The following is a 24893-nucleotide window of genomic DNA, read 5'->3' on the forward strand; positions in this document are numbered from 1 at the left end:
CAACGAGGAATCAAGCGCCGTTGGCGGAGATCACTCCAGCGGGACTTCACGTGAGTTTTCAGGCTCCGGCGGAAAGTGCGATGGGCGCTCGGCGTCATGAGGAATCTTCCAGGCGATGAGAAACTCTGCCTGCACTTTTTCTTCCCCTTGCGATCCTGAAATTCTAGTGGTCACTGCGATATCCTGCCAGTCAGACCGCAACAGGATATCCTGGTGGTCTGCAAGGAGAGCCGATGCCGCCAGTTCGCCCGTCTTGTCGTGCCTGAGTAAAAGAGTGTATGGTGAGGTCTCTTCGAGAGCGAATGCCTCCGGTAGAACGTCCCTGAGCAATGGGCTGTGCGCTCCGTTGAAGTACCAACGTGCTCTCCACCCGGGACCGAGGTAACCATATCGCGTTATGTCCTCGCGTAGGGTGTCATCATCCGGAATTTCTGCCATAGGCCTGTATTTTCGCGCCATCGACCGCAGAGGATAATTTATCCTGAGCCTCGGGACGCCTGCCGCTTCACGAGCGTTGTTGATGTGTCTAACAGCGTAGGCACTACCGTCCGTAGTTCCGTAACCGATGGCCACGAAGACACCGAAGCGTGAGTGCGAGTCGTCGGTATACCCGCACGCTATTCCGAAACCCAAGTCTTCGTATGCCAGGTCGCTTAACTGACGGCGCAGCACTTCGGCCATTCCCTCAATTATCTCCTCATCCGGCGTATGCATCGGCCACGTCTCCCTGTAAAAGGCCATGCCTGACCAGCCTGCATACTCGTCCTCGCCTTCCAAGACATATTGATCGAATTCCCTGTAGACCTGCTCCGGGCTTTTTATTTCTTCCTCGGCATATCTTGTTGCGATCTTCAGCGCCGCCTTCCCCAAGGCCGAACTTGGCATCGCTTCCGGCAGGCCCTGCCGCGCCCTCCAGGAATCAACCGCATCTCGCACTCCATCCACGATGTTGAATTGCCTAATTGTGTTGATGATGTCATAAGGAGTGTATGGACGGACGCCGCTGTCCGCGCCGGCGTAGTAGGCGTTGCTGAAATAATATGTGACGTAATCCGTATTCAGCTCAATCGCCTTGCGAAAGTCCTCTGCGGCCTCGTCATAGTCTCCCCCCTCGGTGAAGGCATGCCCCCTGGATACATAAGCCTGTTCGTTCCGGGGGTCCATGAGCAGCGCTTCTCTCAGGTCTGGCATCGCCTCTGAAAACTCGCCCTTGAAAACGTGAGTGCCCCCTCTGTTGCTGTGGTACACAGATACTCCCGGTCGTAGTCTGATTGCCGCTCCGTAGTCTTCTATGGCCTTGTCAAATTCTCCAACCGCTCTGTAAGCATTCCCTCTGTTGTTGTGTACGGCGGCAATTCTGGCGGAGAAGTGGCTTATGTATTCTTGCGAGCGCAGCCTCGCCTCCTCGCTCTCAAACGTCTTCTCCTCACGGTCGTGGAGCATTTGGGTTGGGAGAATGTCGATGGCCCTCGTGAAGTCACTGATGGCGTAGTCGTGTGCGCCCTTGTTGTAGTAGATCAGTCCACGGGACGTGTATGCCTCGGCGTCGCCGTAGTTGACGTCGATTCCGTGCATGCCCAGCTCAATGGCCTTGTCATAGTGAGCCAACGCCGTATCGAGATCGCCGGCCGCCCAGTAAACGTTCCCCTTGAGGCGGTAGGCCTCGCTGTTGATGGGATCGACTCTGATGAGCTCGTCGAAGCAGGACAGGGCCTCGCCGTACTCTCCGGCGTTCAAGTAGTTGATGCCCGCTTCGAGGAAGGTTTCTTTTTGTCCTGACTTGAACACGTTGGTTGCGCGTCGCCATAATTTTCCAACCATTTGGCTAACCTCGCTCTGTAACATTTGCAGTTTCCCGAATGGAAGAGCTCTCTGACAGCGAGTCTATTCCGTTCAGCGCAAATAGAAAAGGGCCATGCTGGCGTGTCGCGGGATCCCTTAACTGCTGAATGTGACCGCGTTGCCTCGAATTTCTGATGTCCACTGAGTAAGAGTTGCTTGAGGAAACGGGGTCTGGCGAGTGCTTACCTGTCGGCGGGGATGTGATCGAGCCCGACTTCATAGATGACGGCGCCGCTCTCTTCGTTCGAGAAGCGGGTATTCCTGTAACCGCCTGTGAAAGGGGAGAAGCCGTAATCAGTTACGGTAGCCTCCTTCCCGTCTCCCTTCGGAGGATGCAGCGTCACCTTCCAGTATGGAATGTCATTTGGAGCTATAGGTGGACCGTAAATCTCGACCGTGTTATAGCACCTGGGGCCGAGCAGCGCCCTTCCGTTGATATAGGGAAACCGCATCGAGCCGATCCAGTTCTCCTGGTTGACGGCGAGATCCGTTATCCACAGTCCATACCATCGTCCCACTGAGTCATCAGGACCATCCTGTCCGATGCGAAGCAGGTACTTGCCTGCGCCCCAGTCGTAGTTCCGCCTGACGCCAATGAAGTTGCCCTCGTGCCCTGAGGACTCCATAAATCCGCCATCGGGAATTCTGGCGTTGGTCAAGTTCCTCTCTTTCCACCGAGAGAAAATCAATCCTTTGCCAGTATTGCGGCTTGAGACATTGGCGTTGTTGTTATGCACATCGGTCTGCAGCCCGAAATAGTATCCGATGCCATCGACATCTCCACTGCAGACCATCAGGTATATGCCGTTGCCTGTACCGGCTAACTCAATGTCGTTATGTATCTCGATTTCGACTGTAATTTCGTTGAGCGCGCTCTGCTGGTTTCGCAGCGGGTTCTGGTAGTCCCAGTCCCACCAGGCATAGACCATGTGCTCAGGTGGTGTTCCCATTGTAGTGAGTTCTCTTTCTTCTGATGTCGGAGTTGCCGTTGCCGTCCGTGTAGCAGTGGCAGTCGCTGTAAGCTTAGGGGATGGAGTAGTTGTGGGCGTAACCATCGGCGTTACAGTTGCCGTGGGCGTCAGTGTGAAAGTTGGAGCCACAATCGTAATCGTAGGAGTGGGCGTGAGGGTGCTGGTAGGCGCCGATGTTGTCGTAGGCGTGTGGGTAGGTGTTGATGTGTTGGTTGTTGCGGACACAGGCGTCGGAGTCGCCAAAGTATCTGCAGGCCTTGCAGTGTTAGTAGCGGTTGGTATCGGAGACATGGCTGGCGCTAACAAAGGTTCAGGTATCTGTGTCGCGGTCACAGATGGCGTCGCACTGGGCAACGTCAATGTCCTCCGCTCGGTTGGCTCATCCGCTTGCACCGGAGAGGGAGGTGGCGCACTCATTCTCTGCGACGGCGGAGACATTAATCCGGTGAACACTTCGTTCCTCGCAAATATAATCACCGCGGCCACGACGATCACACCAACCAGCACGACCAACGCCCCAATTCGCCAGTGACGCTGGCGGCGGCGAACAGCGCGCCAGTGATTGCCGCCTTTAGGACGGCGGCGGTGGGTGTGAAATGACCAGTCATGAAAGTGGTTTTACGGCACTGTCTAACTCACGGGATGCCCAAGGCGCACACTCGCGAATGGATTGGAGTATTCCCAACCGCTCCAAAGTTGCGTCATTAATTGGAACTAGATGATGGCACTTCTATTTCTTTTCACACGCAGCCAGGGTACCGCTATACGCGTTGACGAGAGGAGTGTTCTAATCTACTGACTGTCACGGAAGCGTCAGCCTATAGGCTGCGCCTATGTGTGCGCCGCTGCACGGCAAGTTATCTCTAAATTGTAGGCTCACAACATATTAGACGAGCCACTTGAGGGCCACAAGCGCCTTCTCGCTCCTGGTATACCTCGCCGGCATCGACGGCGACTTCCAGCGGCCGTGAGTCTGCACCGCCTGAAGCGGAGCTCCCCGTCGCGTCATCCTGATCGCCAGGCCCACACGACCGGAGTGTCCAGAGTACCCCTCTCCCAGGCCCGCAACCCTTGCCATGCTGTCCACTCGCCGGCTTATCTGCGACTTCGACAGCCCGAAGGCGAGATCATCATCGGTCCACGTCTCAGTGTCCCCTCGCAGCTGCTTCAACGAAGTCAGGGTGTCAGGAGTGACCACCACATAGGCCCCTTCCCCTGCCTGATCTGTTTTCGATCGCTCGATGTACACCAGCCCTGCGCCATCCTCGGCATCAAGCACGTCGCGCCACCTGAGAGCTGCGGCCTCAGATATCCGAAGGCTCGCGTCAGACATCACGGACGCCAGAGCGATGTCCAGCCGGCCGCGCCTAAGCGCGGTCTCCTCCGACTCAAGCGAGCCTCCCCTGGATATCCTCGGATTGAGCGCCGTCGCCCGGATCGCGGCGAGCGCATCGGCATCAAGTGGTCTTGCCTGCTTCTGGCTGACACCCAACTGCCGTGACAGTCCCCGAAACGTCTCGGTGACGCCGGCAGTCTGGGGTGACTCCAGTCCAACGCGGCTGTGAGCATTGACGATAGCGGCGACCGCAAGCCGGATCGTGGACATGCTCTTTTCATCGTCTGCAAGCTCCACGGCATATGCGGCCAGTACCTCCGGCTGAGCCGGAAGTGCGGAGTAGTCTTCCTGCTCGCATCAGCGCCTGAATTTACCGAACTGGCTGGCGTACTTTATGCGAGTGTTTTCAGACTAGGCGCTCTCGAGAGCGTCCGCCACTCGCCAGCGCTGGTCGTCCGTCAGAATCGCCGGAGCGTTCTCGGGCTGTGGTTGCTGTGCCTGGAGGGTCATTGTCGCTACTTCCTAGTTGCGGTATAAGTGTAATTATACCGCATTTAAAAAGGGCCGAAAAACGCCCAGAAAAAGCGGTGCGAGAACAGTGGTTTCACGGATTATACGGTGCCGCGCTACACGAGTATCTTCGCCTGAGAAATCATCGTGCCGGCAAGGATAGTCGACGCGCGCAGATGTGACTTCCCTGTCCATTCTCAGCTATGGAGATTCGTTCATAAGGGTAGGTAGAAAAATCCCAGCCCCCTAAATCGCAATGCTGTCCAATCCCGACCATCGATCCACTCTCTCATCTGAGGCGCAGTTACACCTATTCCTTGAATATCTGACAGACTTCCGGTCCTCGGCTGGAAATATTCTCCTGCATTCATCGCGTTGCATTTCGATTCCCAATTCGGGCCTGACGCACGTACTCCTGAAGGGGAGAGCTTCCTCACCTCAATGGTGGTCGAATCCTTTGCCAAGTATTTTGACGGTATGCATTCCACAGGAACCAGCCAGGTGTCTTGCAGAAGGTCTGGTGTATTTTTGTATATCTTGCACCACTTACTATACAGCGGGAAGACGTAATGGACTGCGCCGGGGTGTCCAAGCCGCTCCATCGCCTTATGCTGCCTTCTGTTTATGGTGAATTTGTAGAGTGTGTCTACCCTCAACGTCGCCCATGGAGACTTAAACTGGAGCATCAAGGCAACACCCTTGGGAGCATTCCTGATCTTGGCGTCCAGCCCTTCTTGTCGTTCTTCTCGTTGAGTCAGGCCATGCCAGGAGGCTTTACGAAACGGAGGGTGACTCCTAATATGCTGGATCATTTCCGCGCAGACGTTTAACTCCAGTGTCTTTTCCGAAACTTCTTTTCTCTTGGTCATGTCCTGATCCTTATCTGCGACGACCCAGTCCGTTAACTCTGGCTGCCGCTGCTCGGGAAGACACCGACGCCAGCAACCCTCCATTCCGGCAGCTGTCGCCGCGACTGGATTCCAGATGTCCCGCGCAGCCGCCCCCGTTTCAGCGATGTTTTAGCGGATGCGACGCACTCCAATTTCGTTCCTGTTGTCGTGTCATAAGAGAACAGGACCTTCGATGCTGAAGCTACGTTGTTGTGCTGACGCCTTGATTTTGCATCGTTGTTCGCCGGCAGGTCGAAGACAATTTCTGGTTTGTGACACCCAACGCGGATACTCTCGTCCTTCCGGCCGCCTTTGCTGGCGATGGACACATGTCGCACGGACCGGGCCATTCACAAGCTGACTCTTCGCGCTGAAATCACTTTGATACGTCATCTATCGTGAGCGCTCGCTCATCAGGTCTTCGCTGAAGGCGACACAAGACTCGGCGATGAAGTCGGGATCTTCAATGCCGAATACGTGCTGCACGACCAGATCGGTCCCCAGACCAGACCGGGACACGAACAGTTCCTCGAACTTGGCGAGCGCCTCGGCAGTCACTTCGCGAGACACCTCCGCCGACTCCAGGACTCGGAACTCGTCAGCCAGAGTTGTCGTTCCGACGGAACGCAGCAGTCTGTAGATGTCGAATGCGTCCTTGTGAAGTCGTGACCGGCGGGATGGATCGTCAATCCGCTCGGCTATCTTATGGACCTTCGCGACAAGCAGAGCACCCGGACCCGCCACTTTCAAGGTACAGTGCCTTTTGCTTCCCGGAACCATTGACCTGATCGATGTTGCTTTATGACTGACCAGAGCGCCCTCGAGACCGTGAGTCTTGCGCGCGGCCCTGTTGCCGTGGACGCCGAGACGCGCGCCTCTGCTTCCAGGACCGCCCACCGCTTCCGGCACCAGCAGGTCGATGTGTGATCCGTCTTCTCTGGTGTATATACCTGGCTGCGTCGTCGGCTTGAATCCGGCTTCGCCCATGGCTTCGATAAGAATTGGAAAGTCGCCTAACAGGTCAGGGTCTATCGCAATATCGGCGTCCAGCGTGAATGGTGATACGGCGAAGTCACTGTCGTAAGCTCCGGTATGAACGTAAACGGCCTGCGCGCCTACCAGGATGACCGCTTCACGGTGAGGTCCCAGAGCTTCCACGGCGTCCAGTAGACCCTCGCGGGCGACTATGTACGGCTGGATATCCAAAGTTTCCATGCCTCCTCGTTAATCCGCATCCACTCGAGTAGCCCATCCGCCTCCACAGGAGACCTGCCAGTCCCCGTCATCAGGTCTACCAGGACCTGCGTGACGCGAGCGTATGTAATGCCATCCTCGTGCTGAGTGCGTTCGAACACCACCGGATCAAAAGGACGTACTATCAGAACATTCCCTCCCGTGTCTGCCGGCCGAAGCCCCAGCGCCAGGGCGTCGGCCTCGGGGTCTTCCGTGTACAGCGTCAGCAGCCTCGGCACAGCCACGGGCGCCAGCCTGTAGGCGGCGAATGAACCGGTGACGGCGTACCGGAAGTCTGTGAAGCGGAGCCGCTCAAGTAGTGCTCTTGTGCCGCGCGGCTCAAGCCAAGTCGTCGGGGTGTTGGACCTGGTAAATTCGTAGTCCATTGCCCACCTGCGTGACAAGGTCTCCCAGTCCACGGAGACAATGCGTCCCCTCGGACCTTCTCTGATAATGATCGCGTCCCTCTCCAACAGATCGGCCACTCTCGACACTGTGCTGGGGGAATTCTGCGTTTCGGCGGCAATCTCGCGGGTTCCGAAAGGCGCGCGGTAGTCCAGGAAGGCTCTGACGATGCGGCCAGCCCGCCCCCCTCTCAGTGAGCGAAGGGAGCGCTTCTCACGGAATGGATTTCTGTCCGCTCCATGTGTCTCGATGAAGATGGCAGGGTTTTCGGAGACAAATCGGACATTTCCGGTCGAGTCGGCGTAGCTGATACCATTTGCATCAAGCCGTTCCCTTGCCAGGGGGCTCAGGAAGGAGGAGATGAGCAACGGAATGGGGTCAGTATCGTAGTATCTTCTTCGATCGTTCAGCGAATCCGCCAGCTGCAGCAGTTGGCCGGAGATGAAGTTGATATAATTGGGTTGGCTCGGATTGACCTTTACTTCTACGACGACAAGTGAGGATGCGCCCCGTGGATCCTGAATTTCCCATGTCGCGTCAGACCTGGGAGAATCGAAACCGTCGAAGCGTGTGCAGTCGTGCAGGGTCCACCGCGGTGGCAGGCGGCCACTTAGGTCATCAAAAATGGTTCGGGCGAGTGTCGTTGCAGTAGAGAGTGTGTTGCGCATTATGTGCAACAGCATAAACCATGCAACACTGTCCAGTCAAATTGCCGCCGCTAACGGAATAAATCTGACCAAGCGCCTCACGCAGAGCCTATAACGCAACAGGCCCTTCAGCAAGGACTATCTGCTCAAAATCTTATTGTCTTGCCTGTCGTGAGGCCGGTTTGAACGCCCATCTTCCGACTTTCGATGCAGCAGCGTACATCGCCTTGCTGACCTTGATTGCGTCGAAGACCAACACTTCCTGGAGCGAAATGACCTTTGCTCTGATTCGCTAAACTCCGGCGGCGCACCAGCAAATATACGGCCAGTGATCTGCGAATCTGCGCGGGAACACCAACGAAGGCACGCGTCGCGTCCTCAGCCCGGTCTATGAAAGCCATCACCCTAGGTACCACAGCAAGGAAGTAGATACTTGGATTAGATCCGAAGGCCACCAGTGTCACCGATGACGACTAGAGTCATCTACTGACGTCCATCTCTGCAACTGTTGCGAACCCTCTCCAGGCGAACCAGTGTCATGCATCGTCTTCGTTGATCACCCTGACGAAGGCGTCATCCAGCTGTGCCTGGCGGGAATGAAACTCCCTTAATCTGGACGTGACTTCTTCGTAAAGAGAGTCCGCATCGAAAGGTTCGTCAGACAGCATGGCCGGAAGCATCACTTCGTGCATCAACTTGTCCACAGTACGACGCAGATACAAGGTATTGACATGGCCCGCCAGGTACTGTGCCGCCTTCTCAACATCGAAATCGACTAGTCCCCGTATGACCTCGTCCTTTGAGTATTGGGTCTTGTGGTCGCTCATCTTTACTCCTGTAAGAACTTCGCGCGAGGAATGGCTTAACCTATCCCGATACGCGCTTATGCTAGGCTTTTGCCAGCGGATCGGCGAACGAAGGTGTGCCTAACTTCGCAAGTGTGAGAGCCGCCCACACTCAGTGGCCTGCCGGCGTACATCTACTCTCGTCCGCTCTGGACACCAGCAGCCTGCGCGCCGATTTAGCGGACAGCAGCTCTCCGGACTCCAGGTCGACGACACCGTTTGCGACCCCCCTGTAACGAGGGTCCGCGTCGATCTCGCTCTCATCACAGACAAGCAGATGCTTCGGCAATTTATTCAGCTGCCGCTTCTCCTGAAACGCGAGACGCATCGCAGCCGGCACACCGGCTATGGACTAACCCTGTTCCACCGCTCTCAGTGCCCTGACCGCCGAGAAGAATGTCCCGTCGTCGTCGTACGGCGGCTGATCGCCGCAATTGACCATCCTTCTCAGGTAATGCTTGCCCACGCTTGAGATCAGGCGGCGAAGGTCCCCTGCGTCACGGCTCCACGTGCCGTTCCGTCGCAGCACCAGGAACTCGACGCCTTCATTGCCGGTGACCGCCAGCAGCTTCTCGGCCTGGTTCTCCAAAACAATATGGGCGAGGCCCGATTCGTTGAAGGTTGGGTCTGCGCTGAAGTCGGCGAGATACGTCCCGGAGTCGAAGTTCATTACATGAGCCAGACGCCGCAACTCGGAGGAGAGCTTGATAGGCTGCTGTGCGCCCTTCTCCCTGATCGGCCCACCCGTGGCCCTGAGGAAGTGAGCGAAGCCTCTGCTGGTCGCAATGCGCCTTCTGGCGTCGTCTGTAGATATGTCGGCTATGTCCGCCCTGTCGGGCATGCCCGCGAGGTCCACGACCCGCACCGAGCGGGCGACGCCGTCCATCCTGTTGCCGATGGCGCGCATCGCCCTTATGCCGTCGTGGTCATTGTCCGGAAACAGCACCACATCCACACCGTCGATCTCGTCAAAGTTGATGGTTCCGGCGGAACCGCTACCTCCGCTCCAGCAAGCGCAGGCGAATCCGGCACTCATCGCCGCGGCTACCGCCTTCTCACCCTCGCAGACGACCAAGGGCTCGCCACGGCTGGGCCTGCCGGCAGGCAGCAGCAGGTATGAGTCCCTTGCGGACGAAACACCCTTGATCGTATTAGTGACGGAGGATAAGAATATGGCCTATACGAAATGGGAAGAGCAGGATGACGGACGCTGGAAGAAAATCCTACATTTGCCCCCCGAGGAGACTCATATTGAACTGATGCGGATGATACACGTCCAGGATCAGGAAAATGGGAAGCTTTGCGAATGCTGCCGGAGAAACCCGAGAGAAGATCATGGCGATGGTTTTGTGGACATATAATGCACGGAATGCATAGATAGTAACCTAGTCAAAGCAGAGTGACTTAGCCATCATTCATGCACAGCCCAGATTCGTTCTTGGGAAGAAAGCGGGAGTTGTACGCTGAGATTGGCGTGGGAGAATACTGGAGCTTCGACGCGACCGGCGGCGAGTTCTACAGGGAGCCCTAGTGGGTGAGCGTCTGGTGGACGGGAAGTATCGCTGGCTGAAGATGCGGTGTAAGACCGATGGGCGTGTGTGGTCGCACAGCGAGGCTCTGAAGCTGGAGCTATGGTGGACGGACGGGGACCTTCGCTTCTGGGACCCCGCTGTAGAGAGTTGGCTTCTGAGGCGCGAGGAAGAGCGAGCCGGTCGTATGGCTGCTGAGGTCCGCGCCGGAGCTGCTGAGGCTTGCGTGTGTCAACGCCGACGCAACTTTGTGCATTTTCGTGTCGATGTGCAGCGATAATGTCCGGCTAAGTGTTCAGCGATTCTGTCCGTTCGTGTAGTTGGCCATAGTATCAGATCGTCGGATTCTCGGCGTCACGACAGCTCCCACCATATCCAGACTCTCCGCCGCCAGGTACTTCCTGACGGTGTTCCTGCTGATCCCTAGGTTCTTAGCGATTGCGCGGTTGGACGTGCCTTGCAGCTTGGCTCAATGGATAGCCTTCCACCACGCCCTCTGTCGCCGATTGGGCTTCCTGCGCAGCACAGTGACGGGCTGATGTGTTCCGTTGACACCATCAGCGGCTGCGCCCGCCGCGATCTGCGCGTATCTGTGCATCCAGCCGCTGTCCGCGTTGTTGGGATGAACGTCCCGAGCGATCATCTGAGTAGTGTCACGCAAGACTCCCGGACGGGGTGGAGCCTCCTGTGACGGGATGATGTACCTCTCGTGCTGCACCCGCAGAGTTCCGTCCAGTCCCTCCAGCACTTCCACCTTCGATCCGGCATAGGTCCCCGGCTCCACATCAGGCAGCAGCTGCAGAGTACGCCAGCGATACTTCACTGTGTTGTCCCTGGCGACCGTGCGCCAGTGCTTGTAGCAGAGGATACGGTCAAGATAGATGTCGGGATCAAGTGGACGGTACACCACACCGGGCTGCCGTGCCGGCACCTTGAAGCGTCCGTTGAAGCGAGGCAGGAAGTCCGCGAGTACAGCGTTGGCTTCGGGGATGGTGGACGCACCGGCGAGGCGAAGCTCGCTGATCAGCCTGTCCTGGAAGGTTCCCGCCATACGTTCCACCCGACCCTTGCCCTGTGGTGACCGTGCGAACACCAGCTGTATGCCCAACTCGTCCATCGCGCGAGTGAACTGCGTGGCAGTCCTCACCTTCCGTCCTCTCCCGGAAGTCTGCTTGAAGACGGAGTGCCTGTCGGAGTAGAGCGCCAGCGGTATGCCCCAGTGCCCCATCAGTTCCTCGAGCATCTCGAAGTAGTCGCGGGTGGTCTCCTCCTGACAGAAGAGTGCACCGGCCACACACCCGGTGGCATCGTCCACCGCGATCAGCAACGTGAACTGCGGTCCGTCCTTCCCCAACCACCTGTGATGGCTGCCGTCTATCTGAAGCAGCATCCCTTCAAGGGGCATCCTCTGTCGACGCACGCGATGCTTCGGCGGACGCCTGCTGCGAGGACTGCTCACCCCAGCCTTCACCAGTAGGCGATGGAGCGTGCTCCTGCCGATCTCGATGCCTTCCCTCTCGCCGAGCAACTCGCTCAGGTGCGTATGGTTGACTCCTGCGTATCTGGTCTGCGCCAGGGCAACGACTGCATCAGCCATTCCATCCGGTGTAGCGTTGGCAGGTCTGCGACCCCTGTTGCCGTGAGCGAGTGCGGCTGCTCCCTCCTGTCGATATGCCGCCAGTATGCGCCTGGTGTGGCGTGTGCTCACTCCGATCAGTGTCGCTGCCTGCTCCGTCGTCATGTATCCCGCCAGTAAGTTGTTGAGTACCTGAAGTCTTGCCTGTTCTTGCTGCGTCAATGTCACATGCTCCATCATGCGGACATTGTCGCTGAGCAGTTAGCACGGACGGAATCGCTGAGCAACAACAATTTTCGCCGGATTAGATTTGAGCCACCCTAGTCCTATTACCGCTCTATTTGTGTCTCTTCAGATGTTGATGTCAGCAGCCTGCTCGATGTCAGCAGACCGGACTGCCGCTTGTCCTTCAGCCTGTAGTTCTCCCCGCGGATGTTGATGACGTGACTGTGGTGCAGTAGCCTGTCGAGGATCGCGGTAGCTATCACCGCGTCACCCAGCAGCTCACCCCAGTCGGCGAAGCCCTTGTTCGACGTCAGTATGATGCTGCCACGCTCGTACCTCGCCGACACCAGGCTGAAGAACGCCGTTGCAGACTCCTTGTCGTATGGCCAGATGCCGAACTCGTCCACTATCAGCACCTTGGGAACAAGGTACACCCGCATACGCCGGTCCAGCCTGCCTTCTGCTCTCGCCTTCCTCAGGTCCTCCATCAGGTCGTAGGCCCGCACGAAGTAGGCTCCATACCCGTTCTCTATCGACTTCAGAGCGAGCGCCACCGCAAGGTGCGTCTTGCCCACTCCGGGAGGACCCAGCAGCAGCAGGTTACTGGCTTCCGCCGCGAAGGCGAGTGTGGCGAGTTCCTTCACCTGTCTTTCGTCTATCGAGGGCTGGAAGTCGAAGTCGAACTCCTCCAGTGTGCGATGGAAGGGCAACTTCGCCATGCGCGTTCTGGTGGTCATGTAGCGCTCCCTGCGAGCGGACACCTCCACTCCCAGCAGGTCGGAGAGCATCTCGGGGGTACGGTAGCTGCTTCCTGGCAGCGTCGTCCAGCCTGCTGTCCAGCACCTCCATCACCTGTGTCATACCCAGCGTCTCCAGGTGGCTGCGTGCCTGTTCAAGAGCGAGCATCGCACACCTCCACCGGCCAGCAGCTCGTATATGTCCAGCGAACGACGCTCAACCTGCTGGGCTGACACCTGCACCGCCAAAGCTTCACGCTTGGGCCTCGTCTCACCGTTCACCGACCCGTCCCACTGGCCGGGCAGTGTCAGCCTCTGTCCGCGCCTGTGCGCCCGAGGATGCACCGCCAGGCTCTCGTTACCACACCATATCTCCACCATCCCGGCGTTAACGCCGACTTGCGCCATGTTGCTTGACCACGACCACGGTACTCCGTACCGCGATCCGTCCCAGTTCACGTATCCGTCACGTCCTACCTTGCGGTCCTCGCGAAGGTACACGCCCAGGGTGGAACGCTCAGGCAGCGCACCGAGGCTGCTGCGCTCGATGCCAAGCATCGCCTTCGGAACCTTCTCGGTCGTGCCGTGCACTCGCTCGTTGGCGACTTCGACACACCATGCCAGTGCCTGCCTGTTCAGGTCGGCGTCGTCACTGAACCGCACAGACGGCCAGAAGTTCCCCTTCACGTACTTCACGCCGTTCTCAACCTTCCCCTTCGTCTGCGCCCTGTATGGCTTGCACAGCCTCAGCTCGAAGCCAACCCTGCGTGCGAAGTCCAGCATCCGAGAGTTCCACTCGTGATCGCCGTCCTCGTCATCGCGTTCGATAACCACCACCTTGGCGTTGTCGTACAGGCAGCGCCTCAGCACTCCGCCGAAGTAGTCGAAGGCGTTCAGGTGACACCTGATGAACGTCGGCACGTCCGCACGGACGAACGAACTCCACGTAGATGGCGGGAGAGAAGCCCAGAACCATCACGAACGCCACATACGATGCCTGCGCCCGTCCTCTCCCTTGTAGCTCACCACGCCGCAGTCCACCTGCGCTTGCTCTCCCGTGCCAGTCTCAAACCGCATCGTCGCCTTCGGCTGGCTCGGCTATGAACGGCGGCGGCATAATGTACCACGAAGGAGGATAGACAAGCCGATTGCGGCGGTCTAAAACCATACCGTCTGTCACCTTCCTGTAGAGTCTGCCGAGACTCGAAGGAAGGTGATCATGGATGTACATCGTGGACATGTATTTGCGTGTGCGCAGGGCGTGCCTGGTGGAGGGGATGAGCATCAGGGAAGCGTCCCGGGTGTTCGGGTTGCACCGGGACACCGTGCGCAAGATGCTGTCGCACTCGGTGCCTCCGGGCTACCGCAGGAAGCGCCCACCGCGACGACCGAAGTGGAGCCCTACACGGGCGTCATAGATCGCATACTAGAAGACGACCTGAGTGCGCCGAGGAAGCAGCGCCACACGGCCAAGCGCATCTTCGACCGGCTGAAGGCCGAGCACGGGTTCGACGGCGGCTACACCATAGTCAAGGACTACGTCCGTGATCACCGGCGCGTGGCGCGCGAGATGTTCGTGCCGCTGGAACACCCTCCCGGTCACGCACAGTGCGACTTCGGTCAGGCATGGGCGACCATAGGTGGCGAGAGGCGCAGGATCCACTACTTCGTGATGTCGTTTCCGTACAGCGACGGCGTGTTCGTGAAGGCATATCCCGCCGAGACGACCGAGGCGTTCTGCGACGGGCACGTGTCGGCGTTCGCCTTTCTGGGCGGCGTTCCGCAGGGCATACTGTACGACAACACGAAGCTTGCCGTGGCGAAGATACTGGGAGGAGGGCGACGCAAGCGCACGAGAGCGTTCACGGAGCTTCAGTCGCACTATCTGTTCGCAGACAGGTTCGGTAGAGTCGGCAAGGGCAACGACAAGGGCATTGTCGAGGGCATGGTGGGATACGGCAGGAGGAACTTCCTTGTTCCGGTCCCTAGGGTGAAGGACTTCGATGAGCTCAACGCGCACCTGGAGCGTGAGTGCCTGGAGCGTATGGACGCAAGGCTCAGGGGACACACCGAGACGATAGGTGAGCGTATGGAGCGTGACCTCGGAGCGCTGCTTGCGCTGCCCGCGGCTCCCTACGACGCGAGCGACAAGCATGCCACCCGTGTGAGCTCGCAGTCGCTGGTGCGCTACCGCAGCAACGACTACTCTGTTCCCGTTGAGGGACGTGCTGGTAAGAGGCTACGTCGATGAGGTGGTCATCAGCTGCGGCACCGAGGTGATAGCGCGTCACCCCAGGTCGTACGAACACGGTGACTTCGTCTTCGATCCGATGCACTACCTTCCGCTGCTGGAGCAGAAGACCGGAGCTCTGGATCAGGCTGCCCCACTCGCCGGATGGGAGTTGCCCGAGGAGTACGGCAGGCTGCGGCGTCTGCAGGAGGCCCGGATGGGTAAGCCCGGCAAGCGTGAGTTCGTGCGAGTGCTCAGGTTGCTTGAAGACTTCCCCGATGACGAGGTTCACGCCGCAGTGCGCGATGCGATCAGTCGGGGAGCGACCGGCTACGACGCGGTCAAGCACCTGCTACTGTGCAGGATCGAGGGACGGCCGCCAAGGCTCGACCTCACACTGCATCCGCACCTGCCGAGTGTGAGCGTCAGCACGACGTCCGCGGGAGACTATATGAAGCTGCTTGGAGAGAAGGCATCGTGAGCGACAGGCCGACACTGCTGCTGGAACATCACTTGAAGGAGCTGAAGCTGCCGACCTTCCTCAGGGAGTACGGCAAGATAGCGGCCCAGTGCGCCTCTGAGGGTGTGGACCATCCGGATTACCTGCTGAGGCTGTCGGAAATGGAACTCATAGACCGCCGACACCGCCTGGTGGCGCGCAGGATCAAGGCCGCGCGCTTCCCCGCGGTCAAGAGCCTCGACACCTTCGACTTCACCGCCATACCGTCGGTGAACAGGCAGCTCGTGACGCAGCTTGCGCGCTGCGAGTACATCGAGCATCGTGAGAACGTAATCGCCATAGGCAACAGCGGTACCGGCAAGACGCACATCGCGCTGGGACTGGGACTCGCCGCCTGCCAGAAGGGACTGACGGTCGGCTTCACCACAGCGTCGGCCCTGGTGAACGAGCTTATGGAGGCACGGGACGAGATGAAGCTGCTGAACCTGCAGAAGAGGCTTGCCCGCCTCAAGCTGCTGATCATCGACGAACTGGGCTTCGTGCCGCTGTCACGCACTGGAGCGGAACTGCTCTTCGATGTCTTCAGCCAGAGATACGAGCGTGGCTCGATCCTGGTGACAACGAACCTGCCATTCGACGAATGGACCGAGATGTTCGGGTCGGAGAGGCTGACCGGCGCTCTTCTTGACAGGCTCACTCACCACGTTCACATCATCGAGATGAACGGCGACAGTTACCGCCTCAGACAGAGCGGTAGAGCAACCGCTGCATCGTCCTGAAGTCGAACTACGACCTCAAGCCGATCCCCACTGAAGGGGGCATATTCCCTTAGCAGTTAGCACGGACATAATCGCTGAACATTGGCGGCAAGTGGTACAATTTCTCGCCGCCGCGGTGGTCCATCATCATCGCGCCCTTGACACTCGGCCGGCGCCTCGGATGAACGTAGTTCTTCAGCGTGCTGTAGCCACCGTCGTAGCCCATCTCCCTTATCTCCCTCAGCAGCACCACGCAGTTCTCAAGTCCTTCCGCCAAGCTACTCCTTGTAGCCGTCCAGCTTCGATCCCCTCTTCACTCTCGGCTCGGGCTTGGGGCCCCCTGGCGACCGCACATACTTGCGTACCGTGGCCCTCGATATGCCAAGATCCTCCGCGATCCCGCGGATCGACCTCCCCTTGCCCTTCAACTCGTAGATCTCTCTCACTGTCTTACCCCCTAACATTGGGCAGCTGCACCTCCTGTCGGATGTTCCGACTAAGATGCACTCCGCTTAGGGGTGGGTCAATTCAAACTTGGCGATTTCGGACATTTTAGCGTTGGCGCTTACACTAGACCGAGGAGGATTTGGTGTTCGGGCTGTCGATGTCGCAAATCATCCGATACGTGGTCGGCATGACGAGATCCGCAGGACTGAGCGATGGGCACTCTAACCACTCGGGGGTGTGGGTTTGGCTATCAGGATAGCACGCAGGGAGCTCTGCGGTGCGGACGCACGGGTGCTGGAAGGTTCCCTCAATACCGACGAGGAACACCAGGAGCGAGAGGGCGCTGGAGGCACTGGAATGGCTGTGATGCCCGCTGCCTTTTAGGGGAAGAGCGAGACAGAGCCTTACGCGTGATAACCTCGGGTTCTCTTCTGGTTTCGTTCAGTTCGCAATGCGCCAGTACGTGTTTTTGCTCTACCTTCAACTGTTAATTTGCCTCCGGGGCGTGCTCTTTGATGCTCGCGTTCACGACGTGCCGGATTGTTCGTAACACCCCGATGAGATACCTTCCGGCCGACTCGGTATGTGTAGTTATAAGTGTTTCTTCGTGGCATTACGGTCACCTCTTCATTCAGACTTTCTTTGCTTCCATATTGACGTCGACTTGACTCCGCGAGCAGCCCAGCTAATGCTATGCAAATCTTGAGCAGGATATCTTTGAGCGATTGCCTAGCACTTTATTGCGACCCACGTCTCGTTTTCAGATGTTGTCCCCGATATCGGAAGGTTCACCACTTACATTATCCGCGGTGTTACTGTTACCGGCAGCCGCAGTTTCGGTGTGATGGGAATTAGCACACCAGCGAACGTTCGGACAATCTGATTGTATAAGTCTGGAACACTGGGAGTCTTGATTCCTATTACGAGAGCGTATGGAACCGGACTATCGCTATTGCTCTTGGATCCTGGCTGCCGGCCATGGTTGTAGATGTCAAATACGGGGTCTGAGAGTGATGTGGCTCGAAATCGCTTTGTGCTCTTTACACAAGGTTCCCATTTCAGCCCGCCTTCTCGCAATTCAAACTCACTTCCTCCATACATGGCGTTCTCCGAAAAGAACGACTTCGATTTCGGGTGGAGAGACTTCTTACCATCACGATAGTTGTATCGAGCACTATGTGGGCGGAAGGTTGCCTCAAAACCACTCTCCGTATATGAGGCGACAAATTCGGGACAAACATTTGGAGCAATTAAGATCGTGGCAGTGATGGTCACCATCCCTTCGAGTTGTGTGCTCGGCATCGGAATTGGGGCACGCAAATGGGAGCCTATCGGTAGTACTCCCTGGTACAGGACGACAGCCTCGTCGTCCGGACAAGTAATCATTAGATTGGGGTCCAGTTCAAATTTTCCCCATCCTACCTCTTGCCGGCTATTGCCGTCGTCCTGAGCCTTGTGAATCATTAGTGCCCTTATCGCTAAAGGATTCACATCGCTGCCCAGCTGTAAGCTTAGGCCAGCGGCAGCATTCAACAACAATGGAGTCGCGAAGCTTGTTCCACTTACTGGTCTTGAACGACTGTTGGCACCGATCACATGAAAAGGCTGGTCTTGCGTACCACCGAACGCTACTCCATCCGGCTTCACCAGCCCTGGTGCTCTTCCTGGCCCGACAGAACTGTAGTCAGCTCGCCGCCAAGGGCCTGTTAATTTATCAGCAGCTCCAACGGACAGCGCGTTCACGGCGTCTGCGGGGGGCTGAATGCGATTCAGTCCGCTGGCCGCATCACTTTTGCCAGAGTTGCCGACTGCAACAGCAGGAATGAACTGAGAACAAGCGAATCGTTCGTCTAAAGCCGATGTCCAATAAGAGATCTCATCATCTGAAACTGGAATGCTAGGCCCAATGCTAAGATTGACGCATTGGTATCGGCCTGTATTTTGATCGAGATGAGAGGTTATTCGGTCGACAACTTCGAAATACTCGAAGTTGAGTGGGTCAGAATTCACGGTGTTCTGGTCCAATACTCGAATATGATCCACCTTTATTAACGGTCTTCTGGGTATCTGATCAACAGACAGTTGGCCAAACAGGAAAGCAGAAGTTACAGCTAACCCGTGAGCTTCACAACTCGGATTTGGTGGGCCAATCCCGGAGGGTTCGGTCACCGAAACCCAAGGAGACAGCTGTGATCTCAAGTGGTTGGGTATCCCACCATCAAAAATTGCCGCTTCATTACCCTCTGACAATGGTGGTTCACTGGGGAGAGCAACCGCAAACGAACCATTGTTTACGTCATCTCGAGTTAAACCAGGGTGTAAGGGCCGCATCGAAGGCATTTCACGAGCCACTCTCACAAACGAGTGCCTAGCTACTTCAACTACACTTGATGGGCCTACCTCAACCGGAAAAAAGGTTAGCCCTCCGATATCACGACGTTTCTCTGTATAAACAGTCGCGGACAATAGAGAGGCATAATCTATGAATGACCGGACCACATCTTCATCACTGGCGTTATGAAGGATTACTTCGAGCATTACGGAGTCTCTATCATCAGGTATTGACCTGACCTTCGTTTCGGCGTGGAAGGCCGAAACATTTTCGATTGTCCGCAAAGACCCTGACACACCAGAGCTTTCATCCCAAGTGCGTATGCTGCCTGCCCATCGAGCGAACGACTGACGGGCACCTGCCACAAACAGCTCATCAGTAGTAGCTTGCTCTGGATGTCTATCGGTGCCCCATCTTTCTGGGGCAACTTGCACCGATCGGCTTCCTATCGCGCGAAGCCCAACTGAACTAAAGAGATTATCTGGAAAATCGCTCTTTGCAATAAACCGGGGATGCATGGTTACTACTGCGACCGCCCTGTCACTGGGACACGTCTCTGGTGGTTGGGAGCTGATGTACTCATAAGCCTGGGAGAGCTTCTGGTCCAATCTGTCTAGTTGACTCCCAAAATCGTAAGGTAAGACTTTCTGATTGCCGCCGGAAGGGACATCAACTTCATACGTGAGCCTCTCACCTTGGCCGATGATAAAATTGTCCTCGCGAGGCATGTAGTTAACTCCCTATAAGGTCGATGTACCAGTTGGTCTTCACAATTGCTTTCGGATTGTGTCGCGCGAAATCCCCGTAAACTCCGAGATTTTTCTTTGGGATATGCCAGCTCTAGCCAGTTGACGGGCGAAGGCCAACTTCTCACGTCTTGGTTGAGACTTGCATAGATCCGCCGCAACTTGAATCATCACATCTTCAATGCTGACATTCTGAATTACGGCAGTTCTCTTGGAAGATTCTATCGTTCGTGTCACATCAGAGAACGAACTACCGCGAAACAACGAAGCCAACAGCTTCGCTGGGATTAGTGTCCTCTTGGCCTGAGGGACGAGTTGGCAGATCAGTTCTTCCAAGTCCGATTGCATAGGTAAGGGAAATTCAAGCACTCTATCAAATCGCCTCCAAACGGCTGGATCGAGCAGATCTGGATGATTTGTTGCAGCTATCAATATTCCAAAAGTGGGCCAGCGGTCGATTTCTTGAAGCAGCACTGTTACCAGCCGCTTTAACTCCCCGATTTCTAAACCGTCATCTCTTCGCTTCGCCAAGGCGTCGAACTCATCCAGTAACAGAACTCCAGGACTGCGCTTAGCATAATCCAGAACTGTACGGATATTGTTACCGGTCCTCCCTAGGAAGCTGCTCATAACGGCAGAGAGGTCCAATGTGAGCAATGGGAGCTCTAGTCGTTCCGCGAGCCAAGTGGCAGCGAGAGTCTTCCCTGTACCCGGATCTCCGACAAACAACATTGAGTTAGTTGGGTTCACTCCGACTTCCGATAGGCGCTCTTCTGCGTGACGCTCCGCTATGACCTCCTCAAGGGCCGTACCGACCATTTTGGGCCAAACTGGGGAGACTGGGACAGCTGGATTACTGTCCCAACGTAGCAGTTCCAATCTAGAATCAACATCGACGGGAAGCGGCGAGGCCTCAGATCTCAACATGTTCGTCCGATCTAACATCCCTAATACTGTCGAAATGCCGTTTGTAAGATCGGGTCTACGTTTGACCAGTGAGGGAGCCGCCTTTCTAAATAAGGCTGCAACGTCATCCAATTTTCCATCTGCAGCTAGGCGTGTTATATGGACGAATTCTCTATCTATATCAGGCATTAGTCCATTCCTGTGGAGTTCAAGTACGAAATGATTATAAATTAAGTGGACTAATATGTCAATATCACTTATAGTTAGTCCATAGGCATTTCTTATCAGATTCAGAGTCACGTAGAATGGCTCACTAAATGCAGACTCTCTTGTCGCAATCAAGGCGACCACACTCAAGCGTGGGCCTGCGCATCTCGGAAACTGCCCGGGTGCGGTGGTACGACGTGCTTGATATTCGGGAAGATGCCGGACTCGTGCACAGCGAGCGCTCCAAGACGGTCCAGGAGGACGAGGGTGCCTACGTGGCGATCATCCGACCGGTGAGGATTTGGCATTCGAGCTGTCGATGTCATAGATCAGCTGGTGGGGTTACGATATAGCGAGAGCTGCGGGCCTAGGGTATGGTGATTAGAGCCACTGCAGGCACTGCAAGTCACCAATGATGCCCGCGGGGCATACAAGGGGCGTGATAAGGCGCTTGAGAGGTCATTATTTGTAAATGGAGAGGTCGAGGCATTTCTTTTGTTAGAAGTAACTCAAGGTAACGGGAGTTTACATTGAACACACAATTCAACAACTCTGCTAATCTCTCAGTGGAATTGTCGGCGTCCGAATTGGACACTAATCTGCTATTCGAAGACTTCAATGATGATCCTTCATTCAAGGCTGAGTTACAAGCAGCGACTGTTCTTCTTATCCCTTCTGATCTGAAGCCTGAATACGAAGGTCCGGTTTTCCCCGCTTCGACACGCGAAATCTTCCGCATCCTTAGTGAAGAACTGAAGGGACGAGCTGTTGTTAACTCTCCGATAAAAGATGAAGACTACGTCGAGTTCGAATATCGATCTGAGGATATCCTCCTTCCGGTTCTGTTTATCGGAAAGCTCATTCTGTTGCCTTTAGTGATCAGTGTCCTAGGCACTTTTCTCCATGACCGTTTGAAGAAACCTAATATCGAGAAATCTGACAATACCGTTAAGAGCGAAATCCACTTTGTGCACAGCAATGGAACACAGCTGCATTTCAAATATGATGGGCCAGCAGACACTTTCGAACGAACAGCAATGGAACATTTCGAAAACTTAGGGCTGACGGTGAGTGGAGGAGAAAGCACATCTTGCAAGAAGAGAAACTGAATTTGCGTCGCGCCATGGATCAACCGAAATTCCAGTTGGCACGCCGCCATCTTCGTGATTATAGAGACCGTGTTGACACTAGTCTTTCGCAAGAATACTGGCAAAGCCTATCTCCTTTGAAAAGAGAGGCAGTCAACGGCGGTGACCAATTGACCGCCAAGGCTGTTTGGTGCCTCGAGACTATTGGTCGTATTCAAGACCACTTCGTCACTGCTTTCAATCAGATCATGTCTGGTGAGTGTGAGGAAGCTTGGCAACAGTTAGAAAGATGCGAGATCGAGATAAGCTTCTTAGATAGGCATTTCAGTGAAAGACCTGGAGAGTTTGGTGTGGAACACGCTCGCATCCACACGAAGAAATGCCAAGAATTGTACCTGCTGAATTGGGGGTTCAGTCCAGCCTTTCTTTGCAAGGATATTCGCTGTTCGATTTGTAACGCGAAAATCACTCTTCGAAGTGAATGTGGACATGAACTCGGTGAGATACACGATGGAGAGATGTGCGGCAGGGTCGTGAAAGATTTTGAGCTCTTGCATATTGCTCTAGTAGAGAAGCCGGTCCAGAAGTATTCCGTTTTCTTTCCCGATGGCAACGATGACGACCGCTTGGCTCCCATAAAATTCTTGGGCCGCAACTTAATCTCGCCTTGGCATCGCTGGAGCTATTACAAAGAGGTAAGGCGACAGCATCATCCTGTCTTTAGGAACGTCAGACGTAACGACCCTTGCCCCTGTGATTCTGGTCGGAAATACAAGCGCTGCTGCCTTGGCAATGAGGAACTGTTTCCTCATTTTCAGTTCTCATTTGAGGAACACACCGCAAATGAAATGTCACCTTTAGAGGTGATCCGTCCTCGAAGAAGCCAGATTACTTTTCGTTAGTTGCAACAAAATACCTACTTTTGTTGCATCCGACCGACCCCTCCCTACCTGAGCGCTACCCTTAAACCTGACAACCTCATTCGAGTATGCAACAATGACTCGGAGAAGGTGTTGCGCAGAAACCCGCAAGTAAGCGCTCGCAGCTGTCGGGTAACCACAACTACGGTGTCGATAAGCCCAACTAAGTGAGCATTGGCTGCACCTTCGGCCCAGATAAGTGCAACTTCGAGGTCGGTGTGGCAGCAGACACCACGGCACTCTCCCGCCGGCGCAGGCCCTCCACTGGCACATCAGCCTTATTATGGTTAGACTGTAATAAGTTCCGAAGCAGCTAGGCCGGGGGAGACACACATGAACATCACGCTGAACATTGACGAGGAGACCGTCAAGAAGGTCCGCAAAATAGCCATCGACAAGGACACGACCCTGACGGAGATGGTCAGGGACTACCTTACCTGGGTGGCAAAGGGCGATGCGCTGGAACGTCAGCAGAACATTGCCGCGCTCGATGAGTCTTTCGAGAAACTGAGCCGCGACATGGGACCACGAAACTGGAGTCGTGAGGACCTTTATGCCCGATAGGAACTTCATCGACACCAACATCCTCGTGTACGCCTACGACAGCGCCGATCCCGCTAAACAGGAGCAAGCTCGTCAGATTATAAGGAACGGCATCGCCGACGAGACTGCCGTGTTGTCCGCGCAAGTACTCGGCGAGTTCTTCACGGTAGTGACTTCGCGCATACATATCCCACTAACTGCCGAGGAAGCAGAGGAAGTCCTGGGCATCCTCAGCGTGCTGCCGGTGGTCGAGATAGATCTTCGGCTGGTTCGCCGTGCGACCGGCATACATAGGCTCTACGGCATCAGTTACTGGGACTCCCTGATTGTAGCGGCAGCCCAGAGAGCTGGCTGTACGCAGATTCTCACCGAGGACCTGAACACCAGGCAGTCCTATCAGGACGTACTGGCCGTAAATCCCTTCAGTGAGCATGGGCAATGACCACCGAGACCCTGCCAGCAACTACCGCACCCGTACCGGCCACCCGCCGTCGCAGGCCCCGCTGCCAGTATCCCAAGAAAGTCCAGCAACTGGCTGAAGCAGTCGAGAAGAAACTTCCAGAGTACCTAGAAGCGCACGAAGTCCAGGCCATCATCAAGGCAGCAGAAGATCCCAGGGCACGACTCCTGATTATGGAGCAGTGGAGAGCCGGTCTGCGTGTCTCCGAGGCTTTGGCTCTTGAGGTGGCCGACCTGTCGCTCGATGCCGAACTTCCCACACTCCGGGAGCGACAGGGCAAGGGCAGGAAATCAAGGATAGTGCCGGTGCACCCGGAACTGGGAGCTGCGTTTCAGGTTGCGCTGTCCTTCGGCAACGTCTCAGAGGGGCGTATCATCGACGTTCACCGCTCGACTGCCTGGCGCTGGGTGCAGAGGGCGCACGCAAGAGCCGAGCAGCTCGGGGCGGTTCCACCGGGCCGGGAGATCGGAAATCACACGCTGCGTCACAGCTACGCACGGCATCTTCTGATGAACGGCATCTCCATCAATTACCTGTCGCGCTGGCTGGGGCACTCGTCGATACAGACAACGCTTATCTACCTAGAGCTTGTGCCGGATCCGACAGGGAGCCTGTCGATTGTGCCGTGAACAGAAGCGCTGCCGAATCTTCTAAAGGCAGGGTTGGGTGAGTTATGCCCAGCCGACATTGGGGAAGTAATGTTAGATGTTGTGGAAATTGAGAAAGCGTGAGTAAGAGAAAGGGCGTATCCTTCCAGTCGACTAAACCGTCTATAAGACGAAAAACTGGAGGGACACGCCGTGCGAGAAGTATACCAGAACGAAGAAAAAGAGAACGTAGTTGGCGATACGCTGGAATCTATGGTGAGGGAAGGAGCGAGACGGATGCTTGCTGCCGCCCTCGAAGAGGAGATGAGCAGATTCTTGGGAAGGGAGCGCTACGAGAGGGGCGAAGAGTTTCGCGGATACAGAAACGGCTATCACCCAAGCCGTGAACTGACGGTGGGATTGTCGGCGGTGGAGGTGAAGGTTCCGAGAGTGTCGGACGTGC

At 56.1% G+C, this 24893-nt stretch carries 24 protein-coding genes and 3 pseudogenes; 10 read left to right on the forward strand and 17 right to left on the reverse strand.

The genetic code is table 11. The annotated features are described in order from the left end of the window. Positions 1 to 30: 30 nt before the first annotated feature. Together F4X57_13820 and F4X57_13825 are read right to left on the reverse strand one after the other, a co-directional pair. Positions 31 to 1845 carry a tetratricopeptide repeat protein gene (locus F4X57_13820; GenBank protein ID MYC08227.1) on the reverse strand — a complete coding sequence of 605 codons (1815 nt, stop codon included), beginning with the start codon at positions 1843 to 1845 and terminating at the stop codon, positions 31 to 33. A gap of 179 nt (positions 1846 to 2024) precedes the next feature. After that, positions 2025 to 2792, reverse strand: coding sequence for a hypothetical protein (locus F4X57_13825; protein ID MYC08228.1), 768 nt, complete (start codon positions 2790 to 2792; stop codon positions 2025 to 2027). 91 nt (positions 2793 to 2883) lie between these two features. Here F4X57_13825 and F4X57_13830 point away from each other — a divergent pair, with 91 nt between their 5' ends. Continuing rightward, positions 2884 to 3345 (forward strand): hypothetical protein, encoded by a 462-nt coding sequence (locus tag F4X57_13830; GenBank protein MYC08229.1) that lies wholly within the window; start codon positions 2884 to 2886, stop codon positions 3343 to 3345. Between the two features lie 354 nt (positions 3346 to 3699). Here the strand turns inward: F4X57_13830 and F4X57_13835 are convergent, their stop codons facing one another. The 7 genes from F4X57_13835 to F4X57_13865 form a co-directional block, all read right to left on the reverse strand. Next, on the reverse strand, positions 3700 to 4446 hold the full coding sequence (locus F4X57_13835; protein ID MYC08230.1) for a tyrosine-type recombinase/integrase: 747 nt from the start codon (positions 4444 to 4446) through the stop codon (positions 3700 to 3702). Between the two features lie 428 nt (positions 4447 to 4874). Further along, positions 4875 to 5528, reverse strand: coding sequence for a hypothetical protein (locus F4X57_13840; protein MYC08231.1), 654 nt, complete (start codon positions 5526 to 5528; stop codon positions 4875 to 4877). Positions 5529 to 5942: 414 nt separating this feature from the next. After that, positions 5943 to 6764 (reverse strand): hypothetical protein, encoded by an 822-nt coding sequence (locus F4X57_13845; protein MYC08232.1) that lies wholly within the window; start codon positions 6762 to 6764, stop codon positions 5943 to 5945. Beyond that, a complete protein-coding gene (locus F4X57_13850) occupies positions 6734 to 7870 on the reverse strand; it encodes a hypothetical protein (protein MYC08233.1) in 1137 nt (378 codons plus the stop codon). The genes F4X57_13845 and F4X57_13850 overlap by 31 nt, the downstream gene beginning before the upstream one ends. A gap of 500 nt (positions 7871 to 8370) precedes the next feature. After that, positions 8371 to 8661 (reverse strand): hypothetical protein, encoded by a 291-nt coding sequence (locus tag F4X57_13855; protein ID MYC08234.1) that lies wholly within the window; start codon positions 8659 to 8661, stop codon positions 8371 to 8373. A 130-nt stretch (positions 8662 to 8791) separates the two neighbouring features. Further along, a complete protein-coding gene (locus F4X57_13860) occupies positions 8792 to 9007 on the reverse strand; it encodes a hypothetical protein (protein ID MYC08235.1) in 216 nt (71 codons plus the stop codon). A 24-nt stretch (positions 9008 to 9031) separates the two neighbouring features. After that, on the reverse strand, positions 9032 to 9715 hold the full coding sequence (locus F4X57_13865; GenBank protein ID MYC08236.1) for a toprim domain-containing protein: 684 nt from the start codon (positions 9713 to 9715) through the stop codon (positions 9032 to 9034). A gap of 494 nt (positions 9716 to 10209) precedes the next feature. Here F4X57_13865 and F4X57_13870 point away from each other — a divergent pair, with 494 nt between their 5' ends. Further along, positions 10210 to 10488, forward strand: a complete 279-nt coding sequence (locus tag F4X57_13870) for a hypothetical protein (GenBank protein ID MYC08237.1) — start codon at positions 10210 to 10212, stop codon at positions 10486 to 10488. A gap of 99 nt (positions 10489 to 10587) precedes the next feature. On the opposite strand, the pseudogene F4X57_13875 reads toward F4X57_13870, so the two are convergent. The 4 genes and pseudogenes from F4X57_13875 to F4X57_13890 form a co-directional block, all read right to left on the reverse strand. Further along, positions 10588 to 10671 (reverse strand): annotated as a pseudogene (locus F4X57_13875) (response regulator transcription factor). Between the two features lie 6 nt (positions 10672 to 10677). Further along, entirely contained in the window at positions 10678 to 12024 is a 1347-nt protein-coding gene (locus F4X57_13880; protein MYC08238.1) for an ISNCY family transposase, read from the reverse strand. Positions 12025 to 12113: 89 nt separating this feature from the next. Next, a pseudogene (locus tag F4X57_13885) lies at positions 12114 to 12870 on the reverse strand (AAA family ATPase). Beyond that, positions 12867 to 13667: a transposase gene (locus F4X57_13890; GenBank protein ID MYC08239.1), complete on the reverse strand. Its 801-nt coding sequence runs from the start codon at positions 13665 to 13667 to the stop codon at positions 12867 to 12869. The pseudogene F4X57_13885 and the gene F4X57_13890 overlap by 4 nt, the downstream one beginning before the upstream one ends. A 302-nt stretch (positions 13668 to 13969) precedes the next feature. On the opposite strand from F4X57_13890, the pseudogene F4X57_13895 reads away from it, so the two are divergent. Together F4X57_13895 and F4X57_13900 are read left to right on the forward strand one after the other, a co-directional pair. Further along, a pseudogene (locus F4X57_13895) lies at positions 13970 to 15457 on the forward strand (IS21 family transposase). Further along, positions 15454 to 16215, forward strand: a complete 762-nt coding sequence (locus tag F4X57_13900) for an ATP-binding protein (protein MYC08240.1) — start codon at positions 15454 to 15456, stop codon at positions 16213 to 16215. The pseudogene F4X57_13895 and the gene F4X57_13900 overlap by 4 nt, the downstream one beginning before the upstream one ends. 49 nt (positions 16216 to 16264) lie before the next feature. Here the strand turns inward: F4X57_13900 and F4X57_13905 are convergent, their stop codons facing one another. The 4 genes from F4X57_13905 to F4X57_13920 form a co-directional block, all read right to left on the reverse strand. Continuing rightward, the gene (locus tag F4X57_13905) at positions 16265 to 16471 is read right to left on the reverse strand and encodes a hypothetical protein (GenBank protein MYC08241.1); all 207 of its coding nucleotides are present in this window, start codon (positions 16469 to 16471) and stop codon (positions 16265 to 16267) included. A 1-nt stretch (position 16472) separates the two neighbouring features. After that, positions 16473 to 16640 (reverse strand): response regulator transcription factor, encoded by a 168-nt coding sequence (locus F4X57_13910; GenBank protein MYC08242.1) that lies wholly within the window; start codon positions 16638 to 16640, stop codon positions 16473 to 16475. A gap of 796 nt (positions 16641 to 17436) precedes the next feature. Beyond that, positions 17437 to 19701, reverse strand: a complete 2265-nt coding sequence (locus F4X57_13915; protein ID MYC08243.1) for a S8 family peptidase — start codon at positions 19699 to 19701, stop codon at positions 17437 to 17439. A gap of 39 nt (positions 19702 to 19740) precedes the next feature. Continuing rightward, positions 19741 to 20982: an AAA family ATPase gene (locus tag F4X57_13920; GenBank protein MYC08244.1), complete on the reverse strand. Its 1242-nt coding sequence runs from the start codon at positions 20980 to 20982 to the stop codon at positions 19741 to 19743. 380 nt (positions 20983 to 21362) lie between these two features. Here F4X57_13920 and F4X57_13925 point away from each other — a divergent pair, with 380 nt between their 5' ends. The 6 genes from F4X57_13925 to F4X57_13950 all read left to right on the forward strand — a co-directional run. Next, positions 21363 to 21941 (forward strand): hypothetical protein, encoded by a 579-nt coding sequence (locus F4X57_13925; GenBank protein MYC08245.1) that lies wholly within the window; start codon positions 21363 to 21365, stop codon positions 21939 to 21941. Then, positions 21923 to 22822 (forward strand): hypothetical protein, encoded by a 900-nt coding sequence (locus F4X57_13930; protein MYC08246.1) that lies wholly within the window; start codon positions 21923 to 21925, stop codon positions 22820 to 22822. Before F4X57_13925 ends, F4X57_13930 begins: the two co-directional genes overlap by 19 nt. 351 nt (positions 22823 to 23173) lie before the next feature. Beyond that, positions 23174 to 23404: a hypothetical protein gene (locus tag F4X57_13935; GenBank protein ID MYC08247.1), complete on the forward strand. Its 231-nt coding sequence runs from the start codon at positions 23174 to 23176 to the stop codon at positions 23402 to 23404. After that, positions 23394 to 23825: a PIN domain-containing protein gene (locus tag F4X57_13940; GenBank protein ID MYC08248.1), complete on the forward strand. Its 432-nt coding sequence runs from the start codon at positions 23394 to 23396 to the stop codon at positions 23823 to 23825. Before F4X57_13935 ends, F4X57_13940 begins: the two co-directional genes overlap by 11 nt. Beyond that, entirely contained in the window at positions 23822 to 24472 is a 651-nt protein-coding gene (locus F4X57_13945; GenBank protein ID MYC08249.1) for a tyrosine-type recombinase/integrase, read from the forward strand. The genes F4X57_13940 and F4X57_13945 overlap by 4 nt, the downstream gene beginning before the upstream one ends. Positions 24473 to 24643: 171 nt before the next feature. Further along, on the forward strand, positions 24644 to 24893 hold a 250-nt coding region (locus tag F4X57_13950), incomplete at its 3' end, for an IS256 family transposase (GenBank protein MYC08250.1).

This window comes from Chloroflexota bacterium, from assembly GCA_009840355.1.
Taxonomy (GTDB): Bacteria; Chloroflexota; Dehalococcoidia; order Lucifugimonadales; family JADFKI01; genus Bin90.

Excerpts from the sequence above, each read along its gene's own strand:
- F4X57_13935 (MYC08247.1), top strand. The coding sequence starts at position 23,174 with ATGAACATCACGCTGAACATTGACGAGGAGACCGTCAAGAAGGTCCGC.
- F4X57_13880 (MYC08238.1), bottom strand. The coding sequence starts at position 12,024 with ATGATGGAGCATGTGACATTGACGCAGCAAGAACAGGCAAGACTTCAG.
- F4X57_13845 (MYC08232.1), bottom strand. The coding sequence starts at position 6,764 with ATGGAAACTTTGGATATCCAGCCGTACATAGTCGCCCGCGAGGGTCTA.
- F4X57_13940 (MYC08248.1), top strand. The coding sequence starts at position 23,394 with ATGCCCGATAGGAACTTCATCGACACCAACATCCTCGTGTACGCCTAC.
- F4X57_13850 (MYC08233.1), bottom strand. The coding sequence starts at position 7,870 with ATGCTGTTGCACATAATGCGCAACACACTCTCTACTGCAACGACACTC.
- F4X57_13820 (MYC08227.1), bottom strand. The coding sequence starts at position 1,845 with ATGTTACAGAGCGAGGTTAGCCAAATGGTTGGAAAATTATGGCGACGC.
- F4X57_13860 (MYC08235.1), bottom strand. The coding sequence starts at position 9,007 with ATGCGTCTCGCGTTTCAGGAGAAGCGGCAGCTGAATAAATTGCCGAAG.
- F4X57_13825 (MYC08228.1), bottom strand. The coding sequence starts at position 2,792 with ATGGGAACACCACCTGAGCACATGGTCTATGCCTGGTGGGACTGGGAC.
- F4X57_13840 (MYC08231.1), bottom strand. The coding sequence starts at position 5,528 with ATGACCAAGAGAAAAGAAGTTTCGGAAAAGACACTGGAGTTAAACGTC.
- F4X57_13865 (MYC08236.1), bottom strand. The coding sequence starts at position 9,715 with ATGAGTGCCGGATTCGCCTGCGCTTGCTGGAGCGGAGGTAGCGGTTCC.
- F4X57_13915 (MYC08243.1), bottom strand. The coding sequence starts at position 19,701 with ATGCCTCGCGAGGACAATTTTATCATCGGCCAAGGTGAGAGGCTCACG.
- F4X57_13945 (MYC08249.1), top strand. The coding sequence starts at position 23,822 with ATGACCACCGAGACCCTGCCAGCAACTACCGCACCCGTACCGGCCACC.
- F4X57_13855 (MYC08234.1), bottom strand. The coding sequence starts at position 8,661 with ATGAGCGACCACAAGACCCAATACTCAAAGGACGAGGTCATACGGGGA.